21 protein-coding genes, 1 tRNA gene and 1 pseudogene are annotated in these 23,582 nt (G+C 62.0%); 11 read left to right on the forward strand and 12 right to left on the reverse strand.

Features of this window, described 5'->3' with window-relative positions; translation table 11 throughout:
- Window positions 1-73: 73 nt before the first annotated feature.
- Window positions 74-1,180, reverse strand: a complete 1,107-nt coding sequence (locus CO655_RS25845; RefSeq protein ID WP_097667331.1) for a septal ring lytic transglycosylase RlpA family protein — start codon at window positions 1,178-1,180, stop codon at window positions 74-76.
- A gap of 553 nt (window positions 1,181-1,733) precedes the next feature.
- On the opposite strand from CO655_RS25845, the gene CO655_RS25850 reads away from it, so the two are divergent.
- Window positions 1,734-2,555, forward strand: a complete 822-nt coding sequence (locus tag CO655_RS25850; RefSeq protein WP_097667332.1) for an Ig-like domain-containing protein — start codon at window positions 1,734-1,736, stop codon at window positions 2,553-2,555.
- 169 nt (window positions 2,556-2,724) lie between these two features.
- Window positions 2,725-2,814, forward strand: a tRNA-Ser gene (locus CO655_RS25855).
- Between the two features lie 632 nt (window positions 2,815-3,446).
- Here the strand turns inward: CO655_RS25855 and CO655_RS25860 are convergent.
- Complete coding sequence (locus tag CO655_RS25860; RefSeq protein WP_010030013.1) at window positions 3,447-3,935, reverse strand: RidA family protein; 489 nt, start codon at window positions 3,933-3,935, stop codon at window positions 3,447-3,449.
- Window positions 3,936-4,130: 195 nt separating this feature from the next.
- Between CO655_RS25860 and CO655_RS25865 the strand changes: the two genes are divergently transcribed.
- A complete protein-coding gene (locus CO655_RS25865) occupies window positions 4,131-4,829 on the forward strand; it encodes a TetR/AcrR family transcriptional regulator C-terminal domain-containing protein (RefSeq protein WP_097667333.1) in 699 nt (232 codons plus the stop codon).
- Window positions 4,830-5,233: 404 nt separating this feature from the next.
- Here CO655_RS25865 and CO655_RS25875 read toward each other — a convergent pair.
- Window positions 5,234-6,381 (reverse strand): annotated as a pseudogene (locus CO655_RS25875) (hypothetical protein).
- 326 nt (window positions 6,382-6,707) lie between these two features.
- Here CO655_RS25875 and CO655_RS25885 point away from each other — a divergent pair.
- Window positions 6,708-7,097 carry a hypothetical protein gene (locus CO655_RS25885; RefSeq protein ID WP_010035081.1) on the forward strand — a complete coding sequence of 130 codons (390 nt, stop codon included), beginning with the start codon at window positions 6,708-6,710 and terminating at the stop codon, window positions 7,095-7,097.
- Between the two features lie 139 nt (window positions 7,098-7,236).
- Complete coding sequence (locus CO655_RS25890; RefSeq protein WP_010035073.1) at window positions 7,237-7,461, forward strand: alkylphosphonate utilization protein; 225 nt, start codon at window positions 7,237-7,239, stop codon at window positions 7,459-7,461.
- Window positions 7,462-7,483: 22 nt separating this feature from the next.
- Here the strand turns inward: CO655_RS25890 and CO655_RS25895 are convergent, their stop codons facing one another.
- From CO655_RS25895 to CO655_RS25905, 3 genes are all read right to left on the reverse strand, one after another.
- Window positions 7,484-8,293, reverse strand: a complete 810-nt coding sequence (locus CO655_RS25895; RefSeq protein ID WP_097667334.1) for a transglutaminase family protein — start codon at window positions 8,291-8,293, stop codon at window positions 7,484-7,486.
- Between the two features lie 113 nt (window positions 8,294-8,406).
- Window positions 8,407-9,300, reverse strand: coding sequence for a transglutaminase family protein (locus tag CO655_RS25900; protein WP_097667335.1), 894 nt, complete (start codon window positions 9,298-9,300; stop codon window positions 8,407-8,409).
- Window positions 9,301-9,799: 499 nt separating this feature from the next.
- Entirely contained in the window at window positions 9,800-9,955 is a 156-nt protein-coding gene (locus CO655_RS25905) for an entericidin (protein WP_097607939.1), read from the reverse strand.
- Between the two features lie 529 nt (window positions 9,956-10,484).
- Here CO655_RS25905 and CO655_RS25910 point away from each other — a divergent pair.
- A complete protein-coding gene (locus CO655_RS25910) occupies window positions 10,485-10,733 on the forward strand; it encodes a GlsB/YeaQ/YmgE family stress response membrane protein (RefSeq protein ID WP_010035063.1) in 249 nt (82 codons plus the stop codon).
- A gap of 79 nt (window positions 10,734-10,812) precedes the next feature.
- Here the strand turns inward: CO655_RS25910 and CO655_RS25915 are convergent, their stop codons facing one another.
- Window positions 10,813-11,094, reverse strand: a complete 282-nt coding sequence (locus tag CO655_RS25915) for a hypothetical protein (RefSeq protein ID WP_004672489.1) — start codon at window positions 11,092-11,094, stop codon at window positions 10,813-10,815.
- A 219-nt stretch (window positions 11,095-11,313) separates the two neighbouring features.
- Between CO655_RS25915 and CO655_RS25920 the strand changes: the two genes are divergently transcribed.
- The 5 genes from CO655_RS25920 to glp all read left to right on the forward strand — a co-directional run bounded on the left by CO655_RS25920 (window position 11,314) and on the right by glp (window position 16,985).
- Window positions 11,314-13,206, forward strand: a complete 1,893-nt coding sequence (locus CO655_RS25920; protein WP_097667359.1) for a peptidylprolyl isomerase — start codon at window positions 11,314-11,316, stop codon at window positions 13,204-13,206.
- Between the two features lie 221 nt (window positions 13,207-13,427).
- A complete protein-coding gene (trpD, locus tag CO655_RS25925) occupies window positions 13,428-14,444 on the forward strand; it encodes an anthranilate phosphoribosyltransferase (RefSeq protein ID WP_010031891.1) in 1,017 nt (338 codons plus the stop codon).
- A 9-nt stretch (window positions 14,445-14,453) separates the two neighbouring features.
- Window positions 14,454-15,266: an indole-3-glycerol phosphate synthase TrpC gene (gene trpC, locus CO655_RS25930; RefSeq protein ID WP_097607938.1), complete on the forward strand. Its 813-nt coding sequence runs from the start codon at window positions 14,454-14,456 to the stop codon at window positions 15,264-15,266.
- A gap of 1 nt (window position 15,267) precedes the next feature.
- Complete coding sequence (gene moaC, locus CO655_RS25935; protein ID WP_097667336.1) at window positions 15,268-15,765, forward strand: cyclic pyranopterin monophosphate synthase MoaC; 498 nt, start codon at window positions 15,268-15,270, stop codon at window positions 15,763-15,765.
- Window positions 15,762-16,985 carry a gephyrin-like molybdotransferase Glp gene (gene glp, locus CO655_RS25940; protein ID WP_097667337.1) on the forward strand — a complete coding sequence of 408 codons (1,224 nt, stop codon included), beginning with the start codon at window positions 15,762-15,764 and terminating at the stop codon, window positions 16,983-16,985. Before moaC ends, glp begins: the two co-directional genes overlap by 4 nt.
- Here the strand turns inward: glp and CO655_RS25945 are convergent.
- The 5 genes from CO655_RS25945 to CO655_RS25965 form a co-directional block, all read right to left on the reverse strand.
- Window positions 16,954-17,661 (reverse strand): 50S ribosomal protein L11 methyltransferase, encoded by a 708-nt coding sequence (locus CO655_RS25945; RefSeq protein WP_097667338.1) that lies wholly within the window; start codon window positions 17,659-17,661, stop codon window positions 16,954-16,956. The genes glp and CO655_RS25945 overlap by 32 nt on opposite strands.
- Window positions 17,662-17,779: 118 nt before the next feature.
- On the reverse strand, window positions 17,780-19,750 hold the full coding sequence (locus CO655_RS25950; RefSeq protein ID WP_097667339.1) for a DEAD/DEAH box helicase: 1,971 nt from the start codon (window positions 19,748-19,750) through the stop codon (window positions 17,780-17,782).
- 98 nt (window positions 19,751-19,848) lie between these two features.
- Window positions 19,849-21,705, reverse strand: a complete 1,857-nt coding sequence (locus CO655_RS25955) for an adenylate/guanylate cyclase domain-containing protein (RefSeq protein WP_097667340.1) — start codon at window positions 21,703-21,705, stop codon at window positions 19,849-19,851.
- 5 nt (window positions 21,706-21,710) lie between these two features.
- Entirely contained in the window at window positions 21,711-22,229 is a 519-nt protein-coding gene (locus CO655_RS25960; protein WP_097667341.1) for a FecR domain-containing protein, read from the reverse strand.
- 135 nt (window positions 22,230-22,364) lie between these two features.
- Window positions 22,365-23,510 (reverse strand): citrate synthase, encoded by a 1,146-nt coding sequence (locus tag CO655_RS25965; protein ID WP_176539305.1) that lies wholly within the window; start codon window positions 23,508-23,510, stop codon window positions 22,365-22,367.
- Window positions 23,511-23,582 lie beyond the last annotated feature (72 nt).

Below are 23,582 nucleotides of genomic sequence, written 5' to 3' on the forward strand. Positions count from 1 at the left end.
ATCGCAAGTCCCATCGGTGAACGGCAGTTTTGAGAAGGTTAGAGCGCGGCGAAATCCGATGCAATCGCCATGCTCAGCGCGCCGCGGATTTTGCCTGCTGGCGCTTGGCCGAGGCAAGGATCGAGGCCTGCGTCAGCCCGTCATTGCGCACCATCACCGCGTCGAAGGCGAGGTCGACCGTCACCGTCTTCACGCCCTCGTTCTGATAGCCGAGCGCGAGGGAAGGCTGAGAGCCGCCATAGGGGCGTTCATAGGGCATGGGACCGATCTCCGGCAGCACGACCATCTGATCGAAGGCCGGCGCGGCGTTTGAAGACGGTGCCGTTGGCGCCACCAGAACATGGGCGCCCGGGGCAAGCGCAGGCGCCGCATTGTAGCGCGCGCTCGGCGTCGAGCCGGCATAGGAGGTCGCCGACATCGGCACCGGCACCTTGGCCGGCTGCGCCTCGTAATCTTCGGCGCTCTGCAGCTGATCGCGGGTGATCTTGCGGCTGTTGGAGGCAACCATTACGCCACTTGCAATCTGCCCTTCCGGATTGACGCCGGGAATGCGGCTGCCCTTCGGTACGTAGGAAGCCATCAGATAGGGCATGTCGTGGCCGTCCATACGAGCGCGGCCGACATATTGCACACGCACCTTGCCGGTGCCGCTGTGCTGCAGATCCAGCATGTTGGCAGTCTTGTTGGAAAGGTCGATGATGCGTCCTTCGTGATAGGGACCGCGATCGTTGACGCGCACGATGATCGATGAGCCGTTCTCGACATTGGTGACGCGAGCATAGCTCGGCAGCGGGAAAGTCGGATGCGCGGCGGAAAGATGCATCTGGTCGTAGACTTCGCCGTTCGCCGTCAGGCGTCCATGAAAGGCCGAACCATACCAGGAAGCGATGCCGACCTTGCTATAGGAGAAGTCTTCCTTCGGATAATACCATTTACCCTTCACCACATAAGGATTGCCGACAATGTAGCGGCCGCCGCCCTTCGGGATGTTGTTGCCGGTGGCGACGCGGGGGCTGGCCTTGACGCCATATTCGGATTCCGAGAAATACTCTTTGCCATGGGCTTTTTTCTTCGGCACGGCCTGTGTGGTGCCGCATGCCGCAACCGTCGCACACATCGCCGATATCGCCAGCCATCGCGCTGTCGTTGCGAAAGACGTCGCCCCGTATCCCAATGTCATATGTCCCACGCCGCTCAAACATCGTTATGGTTAAGGAACCTTGCCCCATCTTGGGCCAATAACGCCTTATGCCCACCCGCCTAACGAGACTTTAAATTTGCTAGGTTCGTGGCGAATTTACGAACGTTTTCGAGGCGATAGCGACAATTCTAATGATTATGGTTTACAGATCGCTAACGTGAAGCTGCCGCCCTGCCCTTTCCACGGCTGCAGTCAGAGCCGCAATCGGCGTGCCGATGCGGATCATTTGGCACTGCAAAGCCAGCTTTCGGAGCGCGAGATGCCCCGGAGCGAAACAGCTGCGACATGAAGATTAACGGCCACCGAGCGCCAGGAGGCCGCCAATCTCCGCTGGAGTTGGAGCTTTCACCTCAGGGTAGTAGAGCGGCTTGCTCTTCACGCTGTTGGGCGTGGCCTGCAGCGGTAACCGCGGCAGTCACTCCCTTGGGGCGTGTAGTTTGTTGCTTGACTCAAAGTGGAGTAGAAAGTTTATTTGCCGCGTTCGGGTCGTAGCCCGGCGTCCTTTCCACGCTCATCTTTAGGGAGACGAGCTATGGCAAATCACAAACCAGCAGTGCCTGACGTGTCGGTCCACGACTACGCACCAGCGGAAGCCATTGAAGGAAACCTTCTCGACAGCGCCTCAGATTCCGATGGTGACCTGCTTCAGGTTCAGTTCGTCAACGGAATAAGAATTCCCAACAAGGTGGGTGAAGCAGGATATCTGACCATCGAGGGTGAGCACGGAACGCTGACGATCTGGAGCAACGGCAGCTATAGTTACACGGTCAGTGATCCCGCAAGCCTTGAGTCCGGTGAAGTCTTCGCCGAGAGATTCTCCTTCAAGATCTCCGATGGAAAAGGCGGCACGGATGTCGCCAATCTCAACATCGGCGTGCATACGCCTCCGCAAGGGCTGTATTCCATCGATTTCGAGAATGCTCCGACGCAATATCCCGGGCAGCCGGATATCGCCTCGGGTTATGCCGGTTTCAAGTTTGGCGACAAGCTCGACGGCAATTTGTGGACGGTCGCTGAATCCGGCGGCAACGAATACGTCGTCACCAACCCCTACAATCCATTCTTCGATCGCGTTGACGGCAAACTCTTCACCGTGGAGGGTGTCGACGTCGCGACGGTTTTCGACCCGGCCTATCAAGGTGTCGATGCCCTTGTGACGTTCGAAGGCTATATCGGCGGCAACAAGGTGAGCGAGATGTCGCTGACGGTTTATGGCGACACCATTGCCGATGGCCAGCACATTTCGCTGGAAGCCTTGGGAGCCGTCGATTTCATCCGCTTCGATATTCAACCCGATGTAGAGCCGACGGGCTTTCCGCAGCTCGCATTTGACAACTTCACCGTCCTGGTCTGACGACGGCAGAGAGAAGCGGCTGTCAAAGCCGCTTCTCTGCAGAACAAGTTGACGCTGCGATCAAAGCTGCTAAAAAGCCGGCCTGTGAGTGAATGGGCAGCAAATCGGCAGAAACCACCGATGCACCAGAAATCCCGCAACGGAATTTCTTACAGCTTCTCAATTACTTGGAAGAGTGTCCGAGTGGTTTAAGGAACCGGTCTTGAAAACCGGCGTGCGGGAAACCGTACCGTGGGTTCGAATCCCACCTCTTCCGCCATTTCCATTTTATGTGCCGGCGTTCAGCCGCCCGATGCGGCGGTCTTGAGGCATGACCCTAAGAGACCGAATGCAGGCGGATGAAATCGCCAGCTGGTGAGGCGGGCGGTGCGATTGTCGTGGCAAAGTTACCCGGCAGGCTCCTCCCTCGCCTAGCCCTAAATCGGCACCTCCTACTCCTTGCATAAATTCACAAGGCGCATAGATTCAATCTATCCGATAGCCTCTGCTGGTGACCACGGATGTACTGGCACCGTGCTGATGCAATCAAAGAAAGGTCGGAGCGACCATTCGCGCCGACCTTTCTTTTTATCCAATACCGTGTGGCTACTGCCGATAATTCCCATCCATGCCCGACACCTTAATCTCCTGGCAGCGGAGTTGCTCAGACCCGGACAAGTATCGACGCAGGTTGCCCAACTGCATGATCTTATGACGTGGGCAGTTGCCCGCGGTCTTATGCGGCTTGCAAAGTCCGCACGCAGCTTTGCGAGGGCGCTTTCTTTTGTGATGCATGTTTATCTCCGAACGAAATCGGTGCGCCCAGACGGCGCACGCGTATGTGTCGGAGATTTGAAAGCGATAGCTTTGTCATGGAGCCGTTTTAGCATGAGTTCGCTACGCGGCGGCCGTTTATTCCAGAACGACGACGGCTTCGACCTCGAAGAGCATCGGGTCTATTGCAAGTTTGGGAACCGGGACAAGCGTCTGCGCCGGCAGCGCCGCGCCGAAGGTTTCCTTGACGTTTCTGGTCAGCACTTCGAGCTTGGACGTGTCGTGATCGACCACGAAGACCGTAAGCTTGACCACCTGATCCGGCCTTGCGCCGAGCCCATCGAGAGCGGCGCGCAGATTTGCGTAGGCCTGCTTAACCTGGGCGGCGAAGTCCGGCGACAAGGCGCCGCTGCTGTCCTGGCCACCCTGCCCGGAGATATAGGCCAACCGGGCGCCGCGCGGTGCGATCACCGCCGTGCTGTAGCCGTTCGGCGTCGGGTCGTAGAGGTTTTTCGGATTGACGATGGTTGGTTTGAGGTCGCCCGCATTCGCCGTCGTCGCAGTGGAAATTCCCGTGGTCATGATGATCAGTCCTCCGATAAGCAGATGTTTGATGGTGCGTGACATGATTTTCTCTTGGCCGTGCGGACTACGAGCAATGGCGCCCGCGGTCTCCGGTTGAATTCTCGTTCGATCGTCGCATACTTGATTCGTACAACGTACGATAAAATCGCATCGTACGTTGTACGAGTCAATCGGCCGGAGTCGACATTGGCGGCTTTGTCGGCTTAAAACGACCTTCAGATCATTTAGGAAGGACGCATGGCAGCCAAAGGCGGCGGCGCTCAGGGTAAACGGCCTCAACGGCAAGCCGGGTCGGTCCCGCCCATGCAGCAGGCGGGCAGTGAACGGGCGCTTTCGATCGAACGGATCGTGGCGACCGCGGTCGAACTGCTGGACGCCGAAGGTGTCGACGGATTGAAGATGCGCCGCCTGGCCGATCGCCTCGGCGCGGGCGCGATGAGCCTCTATTGGCACGTCGACAACAAAGAGGAAGTTTTTGATCTGGCGCTCGACTCGGCTCTCGAATATCGCGGGCCGCCGCAAGGGATCGAGGCTACCGACTGGCGCGGCGCAATCTTTCACATGCTCGAGGACTGGCGCGCCAGCATGCTGCGCCATCCCTGGTCGGCATCGCTGCTGCCGCGCCGGGCGCTCGGCCCGAACATCCTCAGCCGCCTGGAACTGCTGGGCAGGATCTTATCCGGAGCCGGCGTCGCCGAGGCAGATTTGAACGGCGCGATATGGTCGCTCTGGAACTATGTGATCGGGGCGACCATCACCCGTGCGAATTTCGACCTTTCCGACGACGACATGGCCGCCGCGCAGCAGCGCCTTGCTCATTTCAGCGAAAAATATCCGACGATCGAGCGTGCGCGTCTGTTGCTGGATAATGATTGGGACGGCGCTTTCAGGAAAGGTCTGGATTTCCTGCTTGACGGGCTCGTGCCAAGACAATGAACCGGGCTCAGCCTTCCAGTCGATCTGCGCTCTTGGTCAGGCGCTTTGACCATCATCCTGGTTTGATTGAGATTGTCCAGGACCGTCGCCGGCCATGACTTCGCTTCGCCCGACTACCCGATGTAATGATCGAGGACTTAAGGTGTGGGGCCTCCTCACGATAATAGCGAGTAGACCCAGACGCCGATAGAACCCCAGAAGATCACCGGCGTCAGTATCATTCCTACAACGATAAATTTCGTCACGGCTATAAAACTCCGCAATTCCGCCCCGCCGCGAAAACCTATTGCAGCAACCAAGCGTTTGGTATCGGCACGAAGTCCGGGTCGGATCGGACCTTGGTCTCAGTTTTGCCGAGGCGCCAATTGAGGCCGGCCAGAGGCGTGCATGGCCGACTCCTGGGCTTATGACGGCATCAGAGCTGCGAACGAAACATTCAGCCGTGCGATAAAGCGCTCTTTTCGGGCGTGGTTTTCGAGGATCGAATGCAGGCGGCGAGTGAAGTCGGCGGTATCGCCGTCCTCGTCAGCGATCGTTTTCAGGTCGACGAGAAGGCTGGTTGCTTTGTCGTAGCCGGAAGCGTTGCGGCGTTCGATCTCGACCTCGATCTCGCGCCAGACATGATCGCCCCGCTCTATGATGGTGTTCAGCCAGGCGCGGCGAGCGCGGGCCTCTTCCGCCTCCTTCCGTTTTCGCTCTGCCGCCAGCCGCTCGTCCTCCTTACGTTTGCGAGCATCGCGGATCACACCGGCACGGGTTTGCAGCTCCGCGACGGTTTGACTGCGACGGTCGCGGCGACAGAGAGGCTTCGGGCGCGTCGCCGCAATTCGTTTGCCATATCGGGATCGCCTTCGATCAGGCGGGCAAGCATCTCCGTCTTTTCATCCTCGGGCAATGCAGCCGAAAAGCGCCGGATAGCGTCCGATGCCATGGAGCGTTCCGATTCCGTCTCGGCCAAGCGTTCGGCGGCCGCGGCAACAAGGTCGGCATCGATGTTGAAAAAGCGTGCGAAAGCTTCAAGTTCGTCGGTCATCGGGCCGATACCAGGCAGGGGTGCCACCGCTTCCGGTCCGACAGTCTCCGCCTGCACAGCCATCAGCCACAGCAGATAAATGAGCCTGAGATCACCGCGCAGGACATCCGCACGCAATGGCGTCAAAGCCGCGAGCCAGCCCGATCCGTCCTCTTCTTCTTCGTCATATTCCGGTTCTTCCTCATATACGATGTCGAGGACAAGATTTTCACCTGTGGTGGTGAGTTCGGCGTAGCTGACCGCGCCGATAAATCCGCCGAGGCGTTGCTGATCGACCAGCCGCTTCGGAAAACGGATCATCAGCCGCCGCGTTCCCCAGTTCGCGAGATAGAGATGCATGTCGAACCAGCGTTCCATGAGCTCTGCCGGGTCACCTTTGAAGTCGCCCCACTCGTAGGAATTGGTGAAGCTGGTGGAAGTGATCCGCGCCCGCGTCGATAAACTGCGAAGGGCGCGCCGATCGGCGTCGCCGAGCGGGCGGTCGATCGCCTGGAACTCGTAATATTGATATTCGCTCATGGCCGTGGTTGCCGGGATTTCTTTATGGACAAAGGCAGTTCGGTCTGTGATCGCGTCCTGTCTTGATCAGACCGGATGCAACACCCCATCAGTTTCGAGGATTCGAAGCGCCTCGGCAAGCGTCACCCCGGAATGGAGCCGCGCCACCCCTTGCCTGTGTGTCGCATCCAATAGATGTCGTCGGCTGCAGCCACTTTTTCCCTTGGCGATACCCTGATCCATTATTTCTTACGCGCCATATCCTCGGCCCATATTCGTTGAGTATCGGATTGTGTCCCGTGAACCAGACGGGATAGAATAGCAAACCACGAAAGGCGAGCAGTGCGATGAAATTGGGCTGGCAACCACGGAAATGGCTCGAGAAAAAGACCAAGCGAGGTATCCGCAGCTATCCCGTCGGTACGATCGCTTACTATGGTCCCGACAATCGCCGCGCCACCAAGGTGGCCGTCAGTATCATCCCGGCGCCGCATTCGGAGCCGGCCGACCTGCGCCGATGGTTTGCTGAAACCGGTGATCTCAGGACGGACGAAACCGTTGTCGCCGAGATAGTGGCATTCCTGCGCGAGAATGACGTGAAATCGGTGGTGGCGATGGATGGAATCGTCGGCTGCCCTCACGAGGAGGGAATTGACTATCCGCTTGGCGAGGCCTGCCCGGATTGCTCATACTGGAAGGGGCGAAACCGCTGGACCGGCGAGCTTGAAGCAAGTTGAATCCCACCGGTTTGTGCTCGATAAATCCGTTCAGTGCGCTGCAGCAGACTCCGCGTGCTTTGCATTTGCCGCCCCTCGCAGCGGTTGACTATCTCCCGTCGCCATGATTTTGCGTCTCGCATCATCAAGCGAGGACATCATGGCCGACGACATTATCGTAAAGGACAGCAACGGAAGCCAGCTTCACGACGGCGATTCCGTGACTCTCATCAAAGACCTGAAGGTCAAGGGCACCTCGGAGACGCTGAAGCGCGGAACCCTGGTCAAGGGTATTCGCCTGACCGACAATCCCGGCGAGATCGAGTGCAACACCAAGCAGGTCAAGGGCCTGGTGCTGAAAACGGAATTCCTCAAGAAAGCATAGGATTTGCTCGCCCCCTGAGTGCCTATTCCGCCACTTCCTCGGTGATCACCTCGAAGCGGGAGAGTGTTGCCGGGCCGAACGCCGTCGACATGGCGACGTCGGTGGCGTCGCGGCCGGTCGCCATCAATATTCTGCCGATCCGCGGCGTGTTGTGGCGGGCATCGACCGTGTGCCAATGACCGCCGAGAAAGACTTCGAACCAGGCGCTGAAATCCATTGGATTGGGATCGGCTGGAACGCCGATATCGCCAAGATAGCCCGTGCAATATCTGGCAGGAATATTCATGCATCGGCAAAGCGCCATGGCGAGATGGGCGAAGTCGCGGCAGACGCCGCTCTTGTCGGTAAAGCCGCCATGCGCGGTTCTGAGAACGTCGGCCTTCTGATAGTCGAAGGTGATGTGGTTATGCACAAAGTCGCAGATCGCCTGCACGCGCGCCCAGCCGAGCGGCGTCGACGAGAAGGTTTTCCAGGCAAAATCGGAAAGCCTGTCGGTGTCGCAGTAACGGCTGCCAAGCAGGAAGACGAGCACCTCGTCGGGCAGGTCCTTGATCGCGTGTTGTACGGCCTCGGTGGGCACGACGTCGGGTTGCCCCGTATCGTAAATCTCGAATCTGGTCGAAATCGTCGTCAGCCCGGGCGGAGCGATGATCCGGCTGCAGGCGTTGCCGAAACTGTCGGTATATTCCCAGACTTCGATTGGCCGGTCGAATGTCAGGACCTGCTCGCTCAGAAGATCGGCGCGACGGGAGGGGTGAATGTTGAGCACCAGCAGCATTGGCGTCGGCTGGATGCATTCATAGCCCAGATGAAACCCGGCGCGTATCTTCATTGTGGCTTCCTCGTCCTCCTCTCCCCGCATGGGCGGAGGTGAGTATGGAACGCCGATTGCGCTGCCCGGTTCCAGCGGCCGCGCAACTGTCATCCAGCCGCGGCGATCCACCATTACCCCTCTTTTAACGCCGCCTGCTGCGTGGTCACGTTGACCTGCACCGTCATGCTGTCGAAATCCGACCCGTCGCCGTCATAGCTGCCGCTCAAAGGAACGGCCTGGCGCGGATCACGGGCAACGGCCACGCGAATGAGATCGCGGTTGCCGACGATGCCGTTGGTCGGATCGAACTCCGCCCACCCGGCCCCGGGAAGATAGATCTGGCACCATGCATGTGTGGAGCCGCCGCCGAGCACGGTGGAGCCGTCCCGATCGGGAACGTAAACATAGCCGCTGACGAATCGCGCTGCCAGGCCGAGCGTGCGTGCTGCCTCCATCATCAGAAGCGCGAAATCCCGGCACGTGCCGGAGCGAAGATGCAAGGTCTCAAGCGGTGCCTGCGTCCCATGTTCATGGCGCCGCGCATAAACGAAGCTTTCCCGAATGGCATAGCAGAGCGTCATCAGCAGGTGCCCCGTCTCAGTCGGGTGCCCCAGGCGCACAAACCGGCGCGCCCAGCGGCCGATCTCATCGCCCGGATCGGGATAGTGGCGCTGCATCGCCGGCGCGAGATCGGCGATTTCGTCCTTGTCGTAGGAGAAGGGATAGGTGAGCGCCGCCTCGTCGATTCGAATATCCGGGGCGAACTGGGGTGTGTGGTCGAGCGTAATCCAGGTTTCGAAACGAAGCTCGGACGACGGCCGCGAAAAATCGACCAGCGCCACGCAATTGCCGAAAACATCGTGGATCCAGCGCACATGGCTTTGCTCCGGATAGGTCGTCAGCGACGCCTCGATCAGCCGCTGGTCGAAACTGTCGCGCGGCCGGAACATCAGGCGATGCTCGCCGAAATCGACCTCTCTGCGGTAACGATAGGCCGTGATGTGGCGGACGGAGAAAATTGTCATGGCCGGCCACCGGCTGATCTGTTCACCTTACTGCTCCCAAGATGGCGACTCCGTCTCCTCATGAAGCGCCCTTCCCGCTTCCCCGCCTATCCCGATTTCTTGTCATATAAGCAGGTTTGAAAGATTGCTATTGTACCTTCACCGATTGACGGCAGAGCCGTCCAACCTGAGAGGATAACATGCATATCATCTGGGACGTTCTGACGCTTCTGCTGACCATCGGTTCGCTCTATGGCGGTCGCGAATATCGGATTATTCGCGCCCGTGCCCGCGCTCAGAATTGGGGCAATTTCTAAACCCGATCCTGGCGGTCGCGGCCGGAATCTGTCGGCCGCGTTACGTTCGAATGACGCAAGGCCATACGCTTAAGGAAATGCTGTATTAGTCGAGACGGTTTCCATCCGTCCATTCTCTCTGTTATGCCAAGCCCGCCTCACCCCAGGCGGGCTTTTTTCATGTAAGCTTGGCCGCCCGGTGATGGCTCGTTTCGCTGCTGCCGTTATTTCTTGGCGCCGGCCGAGAGCACCCGATGCGTCGCGTTGTCCATTGCGTGGCTGGCCTGCTGTCCATCCTTCTTCAGTCCGTAGGCGGTGTTGCCGCAAGCGGAAAGCGTCAGCAGGCAGAGGCAGGCAAAGGCGATCGCAGCTTTTGACATCGAGTTTTTCCCTGATAGAGCCGAACTCCAGGAAAAATGATGCAGTCTGCGCCAAAATCAATCCGTGCACCAAATCGGGGCATGTTCCTGCGCCCTATTCTCCTAATGGCCCAGGTTACGTCAGGTAAAAAATCCATGAGATGTTGAATTGTTTGCCTATGGACGGTGATGTTACCCGGAGACCGTGTATTTCATCGCCTGTGGCAGCGGACCATCCTACTACATTGGTGGTATTTCCAATTTTACTTAAATATCACTCTTAACTATCCGTTAATAATAATATTGCGTCGACCGCACTTAGGCTTATTCTTTACTCAAAGGGGGAGAGGAAAGAATGTTTAGCAAAAGCCTGATCATGCCTTTCGGCTTCGCGATGCTTGCTGTGGCTGGTCTGCTTTTCCAGCTGATTGCCTACCTGCTGGAGACGCCGGTCACCCTGTTGCAGCCATAATCGCCTAAGTTCCTCCAGGAGTGGAACTTTCTGTAGTTTCGTGCTTTCCTGCGAGTCGGTTTACCAGGAGGGATTACCATGGAAGGCGTGGGTTGGATTGCAGCCATCATCATCGGCGGTATCGCCGGCTGGCTGGCGGAAAAAGTTATGAGCAGCAGCATGGGCGTGCTCATGAATATATTGCTTGGCATCGTCGGCGCGATCGTCGCCAACTGGATTCTCGGTCTCTTGCACATTCAGCCGCTGGCCGGCTGGCTGGGTTACCTGATCACCGGCTTCATTGGAGCCTGCCTTCTGATTTTCATCGGCCGCGCCATTCGCCGCTGATATCCCAGACATAACTATCGGACATCACTCAAAGCCGGGCGCGCCTTGCGTCCGGCTTTTTTCTGTCCGGAATTCCGTATCAGCGGCGGCTCAGCAGGCCGAAAACATAGGCGATGCCCGCCGTCACCGCGAGCGCCATGATCGGTTCTTCGCGAACCTTGTCGCGCAGCCGTTCCGTCATCAGCGAAGCTTCGTCCGTAACCACCGACTTCGCCCCCTGCCCCAGCGCCCGCACACTGTCCGTCAGTCTGGACAGATCTTCACGGAGTGCCGTGACCTGCGCCGACAGATCGTCTGCTGCGATATCCGCCTTGACGCGCGCAGCGGTGGATTCGGCGGAAGCGGTTTTCAAATCTGCCATGGTCTGCTCCTGTTTCATGGGATGCCGCTTCAACGAAATGGCGGCCCGAAAGGTTCCGCCGAAGCCGATCTTTTGTTTGCCGTCAACGCCTTGCGTCGCCACCGCCGCTCTGCGCAGCTTTTCGCGTGACAACCCTTCATTTCCTGTCGGGTTTGTTCTAAGGAACGTCGAATGTCCGCCCGCGCGCGGGTCAATGAATACTGCGAGGTTTGCGTTTCCATGTTCCATTTTCTGAGAAGAGCTGCTCAGACCTGGGTTGCCAAGCTGCTCCTGCTTCTCTTGGTCGCCTCTTTCGGCGTCTGGGGCGTATCGCGCGAGCTGATATCAGGCGGCAACAGCACCACGGTCGTGACCGTCGGCGATCAGCGTGTGGGCGTCAACGAATTCCACCTCGCCTATCAGCGTCAGGTGGCAAGCCTCGGCCAGCAATTCGGCATGCGCCTTACGCCGGAACAGGCCCGTGCCTTCGGCGTCGAACAGCAGGTCCTCTCTCAGCTCATTGCGGGCGCTTCGCTCGACCAGCTCGCCGCAGACATGAATCTCGGCCTCTCCGAGGATCGCCTCGCCCAGCTGATCGGCGATGATCCGGCGTTTAAGGCCGTCAACGGCCAGTTCGATCGCGAGCTGTTCGTCTCGCGCCTGCGCAATGCCAACATTCACCAGGACGATTACATCAAGGAGCGCAGCAAGGTCGCCGTCCGCAGCCAGATCGTCGATGCGGTTTCCAACGGTTTCACCGCGCCGAAGACGCTGGTCGACGCAATGAAGCTTTATGGCGATGAAAGCCGCGCTGTCGACTACCTCTTGCTGACCAACGCCAATATCGAACCGATCAAGGCGCCGGCCGACGACGTGCTGGCCACCTGGTTCGAGGGCGTCAAGCAGCGTTACCGCGCGCCGGAATATCGCAAGATCGCCTATCTCAAGCTGCAGCCGGCCGACATCGCCGATGTCGCGTCCGTCACCGACGACCAGGTGCGCGAGGCTTTCGATAAGGGCAAGGATAGCTACCGTACGCCCGAAAGCCGCACCATCGAGCAGCTGACCTTCACCAGCAAGGATCTTGCCGCCGCCGCCGAAACCGCGCTGAAGAGCGGCACCAGCTTCGATCAGCTGGTCTCCGACCAGGGCAAGACGGCAAGCGACGTGCTGCTTGGCGAATTCACCAAGGACAAGGTTCCAGACCAGGCCGTCGCCGATGCCGCCTTCGCGGTTTCGAAGGATGGCGGCACGACGCCGGTTGTCGACGGCTCCTTCGGTCCTGTCATCCTGCGCATCACCAACATCAAGGCGGAAACGGTGAAGAATTTCGACGAGGTGAAGGAGGAGATCCGCAAGCAGCTGGCGCTTTCCAATGCCTCTCAGGAAGTGATCAACGTTCACGACCAGATCGAGGATCTGCGCGCTGGCGGCGCCGCGCTTGAAGATATTGCCGCCCAGCTGAAGCTCAAGGCCATGACCGTCGATGCGGTCGACGCGACCGGTGCCGACAAGGACGGCAAGGAGGTCAAGGATATCCCCGTCAAACAGCAGCTGCTCGGGGAAGCGTTCAAGACCGAGGTCGGCGTCGATGCGCCGCCGCTTCCGATCGGCAATGACGGCTATGTCTGGTTCAACGTCCGCGAAATCACGCCGGACCGCGACCGCCCGATCGCCGAGGTGCGCGAAAAAGCCGTCGAGGACTGGACGGCGGAGCAGCAGAAGGCCGAACTCGCCAAAAAGGCCGACGAATTGAAGGCCGAGGCGCAAAAGGGCACCGCCCTTGCCGACATTGCGGCGCCGCTCGGCATCGCCGTCGAAAGCAAGAGCAGCATCACCCGTTCCACCGACGATGCGGTTCTCGGCCGCGCCGGCGTCAAGGCCGCCTTCTCCGGCCCTGTCGACACGGTGGCGAGCGCGGTCGGCGCCGATCCCTCGACGCAGATCCTGATGAAGGTCACCGAGGTCAACAGCCAGCCGACCGGCGACGTGCTGAACAACCGCGATGCCCAGCTCACCGCCATGGCCAATGCCGCCGGCGATGATATTCTCGATCAGATGGTCAACCTGCTGCAGACGCAGTACGGCGCTGAGGTCAACCAGACGCTCGCCGAACAGACGGCGGCCCGGTAGAACAGGATGATTTTAGGCCCGGTCGGCCTAAAATCTGAATCCTGTTCTAAATTAAAGAGTTAGAGCATGATGTCATCCGAAAACCGCTCACACTTTTCGGCATCATGCTCTAGAACAGGATGATTTTAGGCGCGGTGGCCTAACTCTGAATCCTGTCGAGTTCAACAGTTAGAGCATGACGTCCCCGAACGCCGCTCCGGTGTCATGCTTTGGGAGGTTTTATGACCGATCTGAAGCCGTTCCTGGCCAAGGCCGCAAACCGCGAGCCGCTGACGCGTGACGAGGCGCGTGCCGCCTTCGACATCCTGATGTCGGGCCAGGCGACGCCTTCGCAGATCGGCGGCTTCCTGATGGCGCTGCGCGTGCGCGGCGAAAGCGTCGACGAGATCGTCGGCGCCGTCACCACCATGCGGTCGAAAATGCTGACCGTCGAGGCGCCGGCCGATGCCATCGACATCGTCGGCACCGGCGGCGATGCCAGCGGCACCTACAATATTTCGACGTTGGCGGCACTGATCGTCGCCGGCGCCGGTGTGCCGGTGGCAAAGCACGGCAACCGGGCGCTGAGCTCGAAATCCGGCGCGGCCGACAATCTGGCTGCACTCGGCGTCAATATCGATGTCGGTCCCGAGATCATTTCCCGCTGCATTGCGGAGGCCAGCGTCGGCTTCATGTTCGCGCAGCTTCATCATTCCGCCATGCGCCATGTCGGCCCGTCCCGCGTCGAACTCGGCACCCGCACCATCTTCAATCTTCTGGGGCCGCTCTCCAATCCGGCCGGTGTCCGCCGCCAGCTGCTGGGCGTCTTTTCGCCGCAATGGCTGGTGCCGCTGGCCGAAGTCATGCGCGATCTCGGTTCCGAATGCGTCTGGGTGGTCCATGGCGACGGTCTCGACGAGATCACCACAACCGGCATCACCAAGGTTGCTGCTCTCGAAGACGGCAAGATCCGCACCTTCGAGCTGTCACCCGCCGATTTCGGCGTCAGCCCCTGCGTGCTCGCCGATATCAAGGGTGGCGATGGTGTCGCCAATGCTGCGGCGCTTCGCGAGGTTCTCGGCGGCGCGAAAAACGCCTACCGCGATGTCTCGCTGGCCAATGCTGCCGCCTCGCTCGTCATCTCGGGCAAGGTCGAAACGATCCGCGACGGCATGACGCTTGCCGCGCATTCGCTCGATAGCGGCGCCACGGCGCTCGCTCTCGACAAACTCATCGCCGTTTCCAACGATATCGATTAGGATTGCCGGATGAGCGATATCCTGAAGAAGATCGAACTCTACAAGCGTGCGGAAATCGCCGCCGCCAAGGCGACGGTGTCGCTGGCCGACCTGAAGGCGATGCAGGCCGGGCAGTCCGCGCCGCGCGGTTTTTACCAGGCGCTTACGGCCACGCGTGAGGCTGGCCGTTTCGGCCTGATTGCCGAGATCAAGAAGGCAAGTCCCTCCAAGGGCCTCATTCGTCCGGATTTCGATCCGCCGGCGCTGGCAAAGGCCTACGAAGCCGGCGGCGCGGCCTGCCTTTCCGTGCTCACCGATACGCCAAGCTTTCAGGGGGCGCCGGAATTCCTGACGGCGGCGCGTGCCGCCTGCGCCCTGCCCGCTTTGCGTAAGGACTTCATGTTCGAAACCTATCAGGTCCATGAGGCCCGCGCCTGGGGCGCCGATTGCATTTTGCTGATCATGGCGTCGCTGACCGACGACGAGGCGGAGCGTCTGCAGGACGAAGCTTTTTCGCTTGGCATGGATGTGCTGGTCGAGGTTCACGACGCGCCGGAAATGGAACGCGCGCTGAAGCTCTCCTCGCCGCTTATCGGCATCAACAACCGCAACCTCAGGACTTTTGAAGTCAGCCTGACCGTCAGCGAGACGCTTGCCTCGATGGTTCCTGATGACCGGCTCCTCGTCGGCGAAAGCGGCATCTTCACCCATGCCGATTGCAAGCGCCTGCAGGCCGCCGGCATCAATACCTTCCTGGTCGGCGAAAGCCTGATGCGCAAGGACGACGTGACGGCCGCCACCCGCGCGCTGCTCATCGGCGAAGCGGCAATCGCGGCCGAATAAGATGAGCGGCGGAAAGCCCGGCCTCACCCATATCGACGCGTCAGGCGAAGCGCATATGGTCGATGTTTCCGACAAGGCCGAGACGGTGCGCGTCGCCACCGCCGAAGGCCATGTGAGAATGGCGCCGGAAACGCTCGTTCTCATCCGCCAAGGCAATGCCAAGAAGGGCGATGTCATCGGCACGGCCCGCCTTGCCGGCATCATGGCCGCCAAACAGACCGCCAATCTGATCCCGCTCTGCCACCCGCTGATGCTGACGAAGGTGACGGTCGAGATCGCGGAAGATGCGGCCCTGCCCGGCCTGCGCGTCACGGCAACCGCCAAGCTGACCGGCAAGACCGGTGTCGAGATGGAGGCGCTGACTGCCGTCTCCGTCGCGTGCCTGACGATCTACGACATGGCCAAGGCCGCCGACAAGGCAATGGAGATCGGCGGCATCCGGCTGCTCGAAAAAACCGGCGGCAAATCCGGCGATTTCCGTCATCCGGAGGCGAGATGAACCTGCTCCCGGTCACCGAGGCACAGAACCGCCTGCTCTCACGGGCAAAGCCGGTCGCAGCATCGCAGACGCTGCCGCTCGCCGAAGCAGAGGGCCGCGTCCTTGCCGTCGATCTCACGGCGGGCCTGACACAGCCACCCTTCAATGCATCGGCAATGGATGGCTATGCGCTGCGCCGCGAAGACGCGCCGGAGCCGGGCGCTGTGCTGAAGGTCATCGGCACCTCGGCCGCTGGCCACGGCTTCGAGGGAAACGTCGGCCGCGGAGAAGCCGTCCGCATCTTCACCGGCGCGCCGGTTCCGCCAGGCGCCGACAGCGTCCTGCTGCAGGAGGATGCTGAGAAGATCGAAGACGGTATCCGAACCAATTTCCCCGTCCGGCAGGGTCAGCATGTGCGTCCCCGCGGCCAGGATTTCGTCGAAGGCGAAGCTGTGCTGCCCGCCGGCACCGTGCTCGATTTCTCGCGGCTGACGGTCGCAGCCGGCATGAACCGACCCGATGTCGAAGTGCTCCGGCGCCCGCTGATCGCCATCCTTGCGACCGGCGACGAATTGCTGCCGCCCGGAAGCACACCCGGCCCTTCGCAGATCATCGCGTCCAATACTTTTGGCATTGCAGCCCTTGCCCGCAAAGCCGGCGCCGATGTGCTCGACCTCGGCATCGTCCCGGATGACAAGGCCAGGATCACCGCGGCAATCGACACGGCGCGGAACGCCGGGGCTGATGTCATCGTCACGCTCGGCGGCGCTTCGGTCGGCGATCATGATCTGGTCCAGGCGACGCTGATCGAGGCCGGCATGCAGCTCGATTTCTGGCGCCTCGCCATGCGTCCCGGCAAACCGCTGATGGTCGGCAGCTTCGGCGAGACCCATGTGCTCGGCCTGCCCGGCAATCCGGTCTCGAGCCTCGTCTGCTCCTTGCTCTTCCTGGAACCGCTGATCCGCAAGCTCGCCTCCTTGCCGCCGGTGCGACGCGAGGCGACGATGGAGGCGGCCGTCACGCTGCGCGCCAACGACCACCGGCAAGACTATATCAGGGCGAAACTGTCGAAGTCCGCCGCCGGAAACTGGCTGGCCGAGCCCTTCGCCAAGCAGGATTCCTCGATGATGAAAGTATTTGCGCAAGCCGATTGCCTCATCATCCGCCCACCGCATGCGCCGGAATTGCCGGCCGGAGCGCCCTGCCCGGTCATGCTGTTGCGGCCGGACCTCCTGGCTTAGTCGCGTCTTTAAGCATCGCAGAAAGCGAAAAAACGCCCGCCTGCACCGCCTTGGCCGCGGATCCCGCCCCGAAATCCGCAACCCCATGGGTTGCGATTCGCGTGAGTTCCCCATGCGGCAGGTAGGCGCGATGGGGATCGCCGATCAGCACCTCGATGCCGGCGGCCTGGCAACGCCGCAGGAAAGCCATCACCCGCAAGGCAAGCGCGGGATCGTAGAACAGGTCGCCGACAACGAGGATATCCGTCTCCTCCGGTGGCGGTGCCTCGATGATATCGGCGGTGACGACTAGGATGTTCACGCCGTTCACCGCCGCGTTGAGACCGATTGCGGCAATGGCGTTGGCATCGACATCGACCGCCGTGACCGCGGCAGCTCCGGCCTTGGCCGCCGCAATGGCGACAAGCCCGGAGCCGGCGCCGAGATCAACGACGCGGCGGCCGGCGACCACCTCTGGCCGGTCGAGCAGATGGCGGGCAAGCACGGCGCCGCCGGCCCAGGGGTAGGCCCAGTAGGGCGCTGGGTCGGCCTCTCCCCGGCCGGCAAGCCGCCAAAGCCCACTCGCGGGTCCTGCCGTATGCAGCAGGATTTCGGGAATGGCCGGGACGGGTGAAATCGGCAGGTTGGCCAGAATAAAGGCGGCCGGATCGGGACGCGGTGTGCTGGAGCGTTTCATCGTCGTCATGCTCCCTGTCCCGCATTAAAATCCAACGATTCAATAGTTCTTCATGGCGAAATGCCGCATACCGTCAGATAAAGCCCTCCGCCCGAACCGGCGAAGGGCTGCGGCAAAATCAGCCGGGCTTCTTCTTCGAAAACTTGTTCTTCGGCCCGGCACCGCCCTTGCCCTCGTATTTCGGGCGTTCGGATTTGGCGCCTTCGAATTTCGGCTTGTCATATCTGGGCTTGTCGGATTTCGGGCCATCGAAGCCAGGCTTGCCGGGTTTCTTGCTCCACGGCTTGCTATCCTGCTTCTCCCCGCCGGCATTCTCGGCCGCAGCATATCCGCCGCCCGAACCCTTGCCGAACTTCTTTTTCGGTCGCTCGTCGCGGAAGTTATCGCCCGGCCGTTCGTCACGCGACGACTTGCCGGCATAGGGCTTCTGTGCCGCCGCACGGCTGAAATCCGGCGTGCCGGAAAGCCGGGTCACGCGGATACCGCGTTCGAGCGTCTTGTTCGGTCCGAGCGCCTCCTGGAAGCTGTCGGCGCTTGCCGCGGCAATCTCGACAAAGGTTTCCTCGGGCTGCATCTTGATCGCGCCGATCTCGCGCTTCGTTACATTGCCGTTGCGGCAGAGCATCGGGATCAGCCAGCGCGGCTCGGCATTCTGCTTGCGTCCGACCGAGACGGAGAACCAGGCGCTGGGGCCGAAATCCTCGCGCGGTCCCTTCTGTGCCGGCGCGTATGGCTCGGCATTGTCGCGGCGCTTGCGGCTGCCCCCGTCCTGCACGGTGACCTCGATCAGATCCTCCGGCGCCGAATGATTGGTGCGGTAGAGACGCAGGAAGGCGGCGGCGAGCTTTTCGGCGCCGTGGCTCGCAAGAAGCTGCTGCATCAGTGCCTGTTCTTCTTCCTGCGGCGCCTCGCTGAAGATGGGATCGGCGAGCAGCCGTTCGTCGTCGCGCTCGTTCACCTCCTCGGCCGACGGCGGCCGCGCCCAGGCAGCCGAAATACCGGCATTCTCCAGCAGACGTTCGGCCTTGCGCCGCGCACTCAGCGGCACGATCATGGCGCTGATGCCTTTGCGCCCGGCCCGGCCGGTGCGGCCGCTGCGGTGCAGCAGCGTTTCCGGATTGGTCGGCAGGTCGGCATGGATGACGAGATCGAGGCCCGGCAGATCGATGCCGCGGGCAGCGACGTCGGTCGCGATGCAGACGCGGGCGCGGCCGTCGCGCATCGCCTGCAGCGCATGGCTGCGTTCGTTCTGCGTCAGCTCGCCGGAAAGCGCCACGACCGAAAAATTGCGATTGTTGAAGCGCGCGGTCAGGTGATTGACGGCGGCGCGCGTCGAACAGAAGACGATGGCGTTGGTCGCCTCGTAATAACGAAGCACGTTGATGATCGCGTTCTCGCGGTCGCTCGGAGCCACCATCAGCGCCCGATATTCGATATCGACATGCTGCTTTTCCTCGGCCGCGGTGCTGATGCGCACGGCGTCGCGCTGATAGCTCTTGGCAAGCTTGGCAATCGCCGCCGGCACGGTTGCCGAAAACATCAGCGTCCGGCGCTCGTCCGGCGCCGAGTCGAGAATGAATTCCAGATCTTCCCGGAATCCGAGATCGAGCATTTCGTCGGCCTCGTCGAGTACGGCGGCCTTCAGCTCCGACATGTCGAGCGCGTTACGGCGGATATGATCGCAGAGCCGGCCCGGCGTGCCGACGACGATATGGGCGCCGCGTTCGAGCGAACGGCGCTCGCTGCGGATGTCCATGCCGCCGACGCAGCTGGCGATCACCGCGCCGGTCATCTCATAGAGCCATTCGAGCTCGCGCTTCACCTGCAGGGCAAGCTCGCGGGTCGGGGCGATGACGAGGGCGAGCGGAGCACCGGCATTGCCGAAGCGTTCCCTGCCCTCAAGCAGCGTCGGCGCCAGCGCCAGCCCGAAGGCGACGGTCTTGCCGGAACCGGTCTGGGCGGAAACCAGAGCGTCGGATGCAGCAAGATCAGGATCGAGCATCGACTTCTGCACCGGGGTGAGTTCGGCGTAACCGCGCTTCTGCAACGCCTTGGCGATCGCCGGAACGACGCCGTTGAATTCTGTCATGAGTTCGATCTTTCGGAGCTGTCAGGCGCGAAATGCGCCATGGCCGGAGCCAGCCGGCGGGATATTTGCGCCGTTCCTAGCCGCTCCCGCAGCGATTGTCAAAGCGTGCGGCTGCGCCACAGCCAAGCGTCGATATGGCTTGCCCGGCCGCGCAGCTCCGTTTCCAACGGCCCCTCCATCCCGCCGGCCTGCAGCAGCGCGCTGTCAGGACCTGCAGCACGGACGATTTCGTCGCTCAGCGCTAGCTCGACGCCGTTGCGGGCGGCGACTTCCATCAGCCGGGCGCCGACATTCACGGTGTCGCCCGCCGCCGTGATCTGCTGCCGATCGCCGGTGCCGAGCCGTGAGGCGACGATCGGGCCGCAATGGGCGCCGACCTTGAAGCCGATCTTCTTCTCGGCAAAGCCCGCATGCGCGCCAAGCCAGGCCCGCGTACGCTCGCAGAGGCCGACCGCGCAGGCGACGGCGCGGGCGGCATCGTCATCGGCCGGCTGCGGCAGGCCGAACAGGATCATTGCCCCGTCGCCCATGAAGCTGGTGATGGCGCCGCCGTGAGAGCGGGCCTCCTCGTCGATGATTTCGAAGAAACCGCTCAGCACTTCGCTGACCTTGACCGGTCCGAGCTTTTCGCTGAGACCCGTGAAGCCCGAGAGATCGATGAAGACGACCGCAGCGTTCTGGCGCACCGGCGCAGCAAGGAAATTCGGATCGCGCGCCAACCATTCGCCCAGGCCGGGAGCCTCGATGCGTTGCAGGAGCGCGCTCTGCTCGGCGAAATGGCGGGCGCGGCCGCGGTCGAGCCAGAGTTCGGCCGCACCGAGCGCCACCGCCGGCGGCAGCGCCGCGGCGATCGGCAAAGCCGCACTCAGCCAATAGCCATGGGCAAAGGCCGACAGATTGAGCATGGCCCAGACCACCAGCACCAGCACCATGATGAGGTAACCCGCAGCACTCCGCCGCCAAGCCATCAGCGAAACGAGCAGGAGCGCCAGGCCGATGGCAATGCCGGCATCGATCAGCCTCATCCTGTGGTCGCGCACCATGCCGTCGCCGGTGACGAGATGGATGATTGCCGTCGACATCACCTCGACGCCGGGCATGACGGGATCGAACGGTGTCGGGAAAACGTCGCCGCCGCCGGTGACCGTCGAACCGATGACAACGATGCGGCCTGCCGCCGCCGCTGCCGGCAGCTTGCCGTCAAGCGCATCGGCGGCGCTGAAGGTGGCGATGCTGCCGCGCCCGCCATAGAAGGTCAGCGGCAGGCGTTGACCGATATCCGTGGGAATATGCAGCGCTCCGAGCATGACGGCATCACGTTCGATACTGGGATCGGCGCCGAGCGCCACCGAGGCGGCACGCAACGGAAAAGCCAGATCCAGTCGGTCGGCGGTGCGCGAAATCAGCGGAATGAAGCGCGGCGTGCCGGTCTGATCGGTTGCGACATTGACGATGCCGACCGCCGCTGCCTCGGCAAAGCGCGGGAGCGGCAGCAGAAGCTGGTTTGCCTCGGGGATGGCGGCCAATGGATCCTCGGCGGCATCGGTGACCCGCTGCCTGCTTTGCGCAAAGGTGGCCGCGCCCGCGATGACGGTTGGCCCCTGGCGCAAGGCGGCGGTCAGCGCCGCATCACCTTCCTCCGGCCCCGGATCGACGAGCAGAATGTCGAGCGCCAGGGCTTTCGGCTTGCCCGCATTGATCGCGCCGACAAGGCGGGCAAGCGTGGCCCGGTCGAGCGGATAGCCATGGGCGGCGGCGGTGCGGTCATCGATCGCGACGATCGAGACGACGGGCGGCGGCTCTCTTGCGCCGACGACGAGGCTGCGGATATCCGCAAGCGTCGCCTCCATCCGGTCGAGAAGGCCCACCTCGCCGTTGAGATTGAGATAACCGAGCGCCGCGCCCCAGAGACCGGCGAACAGCAGCGCGATCACGGTCAGCAGACGATGGCTCATGATAGTTATTGGCCGAGGCGGGCAAGAAGGGCCGCGACGCGCGGCGCCGGCCAGCGGCGCACGACAAGAGGTTCGGTTGAGCTGGACACATCGACGCCCTCGCCCGGCGACAGCACTACCGGCTCGCCGGCCGGCCGACGGACGGCAACGCTGCCCCTGACCACCAGCACCGAGGTCTTGCCGCCTGCGACGTCGACAGCCCATTGCGTGCCACGCACGGCAGCAATCGCCTGCGGCGTCACCACCTGGAAGCCACCTGTGTGCTGACTGCTGTCGACATCGACGAGAATGGCCTTGCGCCGCAGCGACGCCGAATCGGGACTGCCGTCACGGTTGCGGTCGGAGAGGCGGAAAGACGCGCCGGCTTCTGCCGTCACCTTGACGCCGCCGGGGCAGCTCAGCACCTGACGGGCGCCGGCGTCACGCGATATCGCGCAGCCCGCAGACTGCGCCAAGGCCGCCTCATGCGGAATGAGCCCGGCAGCCAGCGCGGCGACAAACAGGTTGCGAAGCGTCGTATGCATGGAAAGCCCCCGTGACCGTGCGGAGCAGCTTCTGCGAAAGCGCCCGCCAACCGTCTTCTTCCATATCGGCCATGATAGCCGAATTCCGATATTTCCCTAGGCGAAAAGTAGACCGGTGAGACCACCGGCGAATTCTCAGGGACCGCTTCTCATCTCCGGCGCCGGCCCGGCATAACGCGCGCGCGGCCGGATCAACTCCCCACTCTCGATCTGCTCCATCGCATGCGCGAGCCAGCCGGTGGAACGCGCAAGCGAAAAAATGATGATCGGCGCCTCTCGAGGCAGCCCGAAGGCGGCCGCCATGGCGGCAAGCGCGAAATCGACATTGACCTTCTCGCCGACCATTTCCTCGCCGGCTTCCCGAAGCGCGGCAAATTGCGGCGGCAGGGAAAAATGCGAAAGCAGTGCCAAAGCCCTGATGTCGCCATCGGGATAGAGCGGATGGCCGAAGGCCGAGAGGTGATTGCCCTGGACAAGCGAACGGCGGATCGCCTGTTCCGGCCCAAGCGCTGAAGATGACTCGATCAAGGCGTCGACGCCTTGCCAGGCGGCGCCGTGCAGTGGCCCCGTCAGCGTTGCCAGACCGGAAAGCACGGCGGCCGAAAGTGCCGCGCCCGCCGAGGCGGTGACCCGCGCCGCAAAGGCCGAGGCGTTGAGTTCGTGATCGGCAAGCAGCACCAGCGCCCGGCGCAGGCAATCGGCGGCATCCGGCCGTTCCCAACTTGCCGCCAGCCGCAGGTGCAGCGGCTGGGCCGCAGGCCCTGGCGCCAGCGCATCGGCGATGGTCGAGAGAACGCCGTGCGCCTCGCGCCGCAGGGCGGCCTGGGATCGGCCGACCGATGGCAGGTCCACCGTCACCCGCCCGGCCAGTGCCAGGAAAGCAGCCTGAAGCGACGGCGGGCCATTTCCGGCTGCTGCGCCCGAGAACAGCGTTTCCGCGCCGTTCCAGAGCAGTGCCGCCGTCTGCTCCAGCGTCGCCGCCTCGGCGAAATCGGCGGTATCCCGTCCGCGATAAAAAAGCCGTCCTGCGATGATGGTGGAGATCGCCGAGGCGAGAACCGGGTCACCCCATCGGATCGTCTCGGCAGCAACCGTTTCGGCCTTGCGGCGGCCGGCATGGCGTTCGGCCAGTCGCTGCACGTCGGCGGCCTGGTAGAGGCTGCGGCGCGGGTCGGCGGGATCGGGCTTGGCGCGGATGCGCCCGCGGCTGACATTGGCGTAAAGCGTCTGCGGCTTGGTCTTCAGCGCCTGCAGCGCCTCCTCGGCGGTCAGCCACGGCATCGGAGCCTCATATTGATCAATTGCATCAAGATTGACGTCAATGAGACTAGGTCGGATCATCCTTTGTCGTAA

Origin of the sequence: Rhizobium sp. M1 (genome assembly GCF_002531805.1) — a bacterium.
GTDB lineage: Bacteria > Pseudomonadota > Alphaproteobacteria > Rhizobiales > Rhizobiaceae > Rhizobium > Rhizobium etli_C.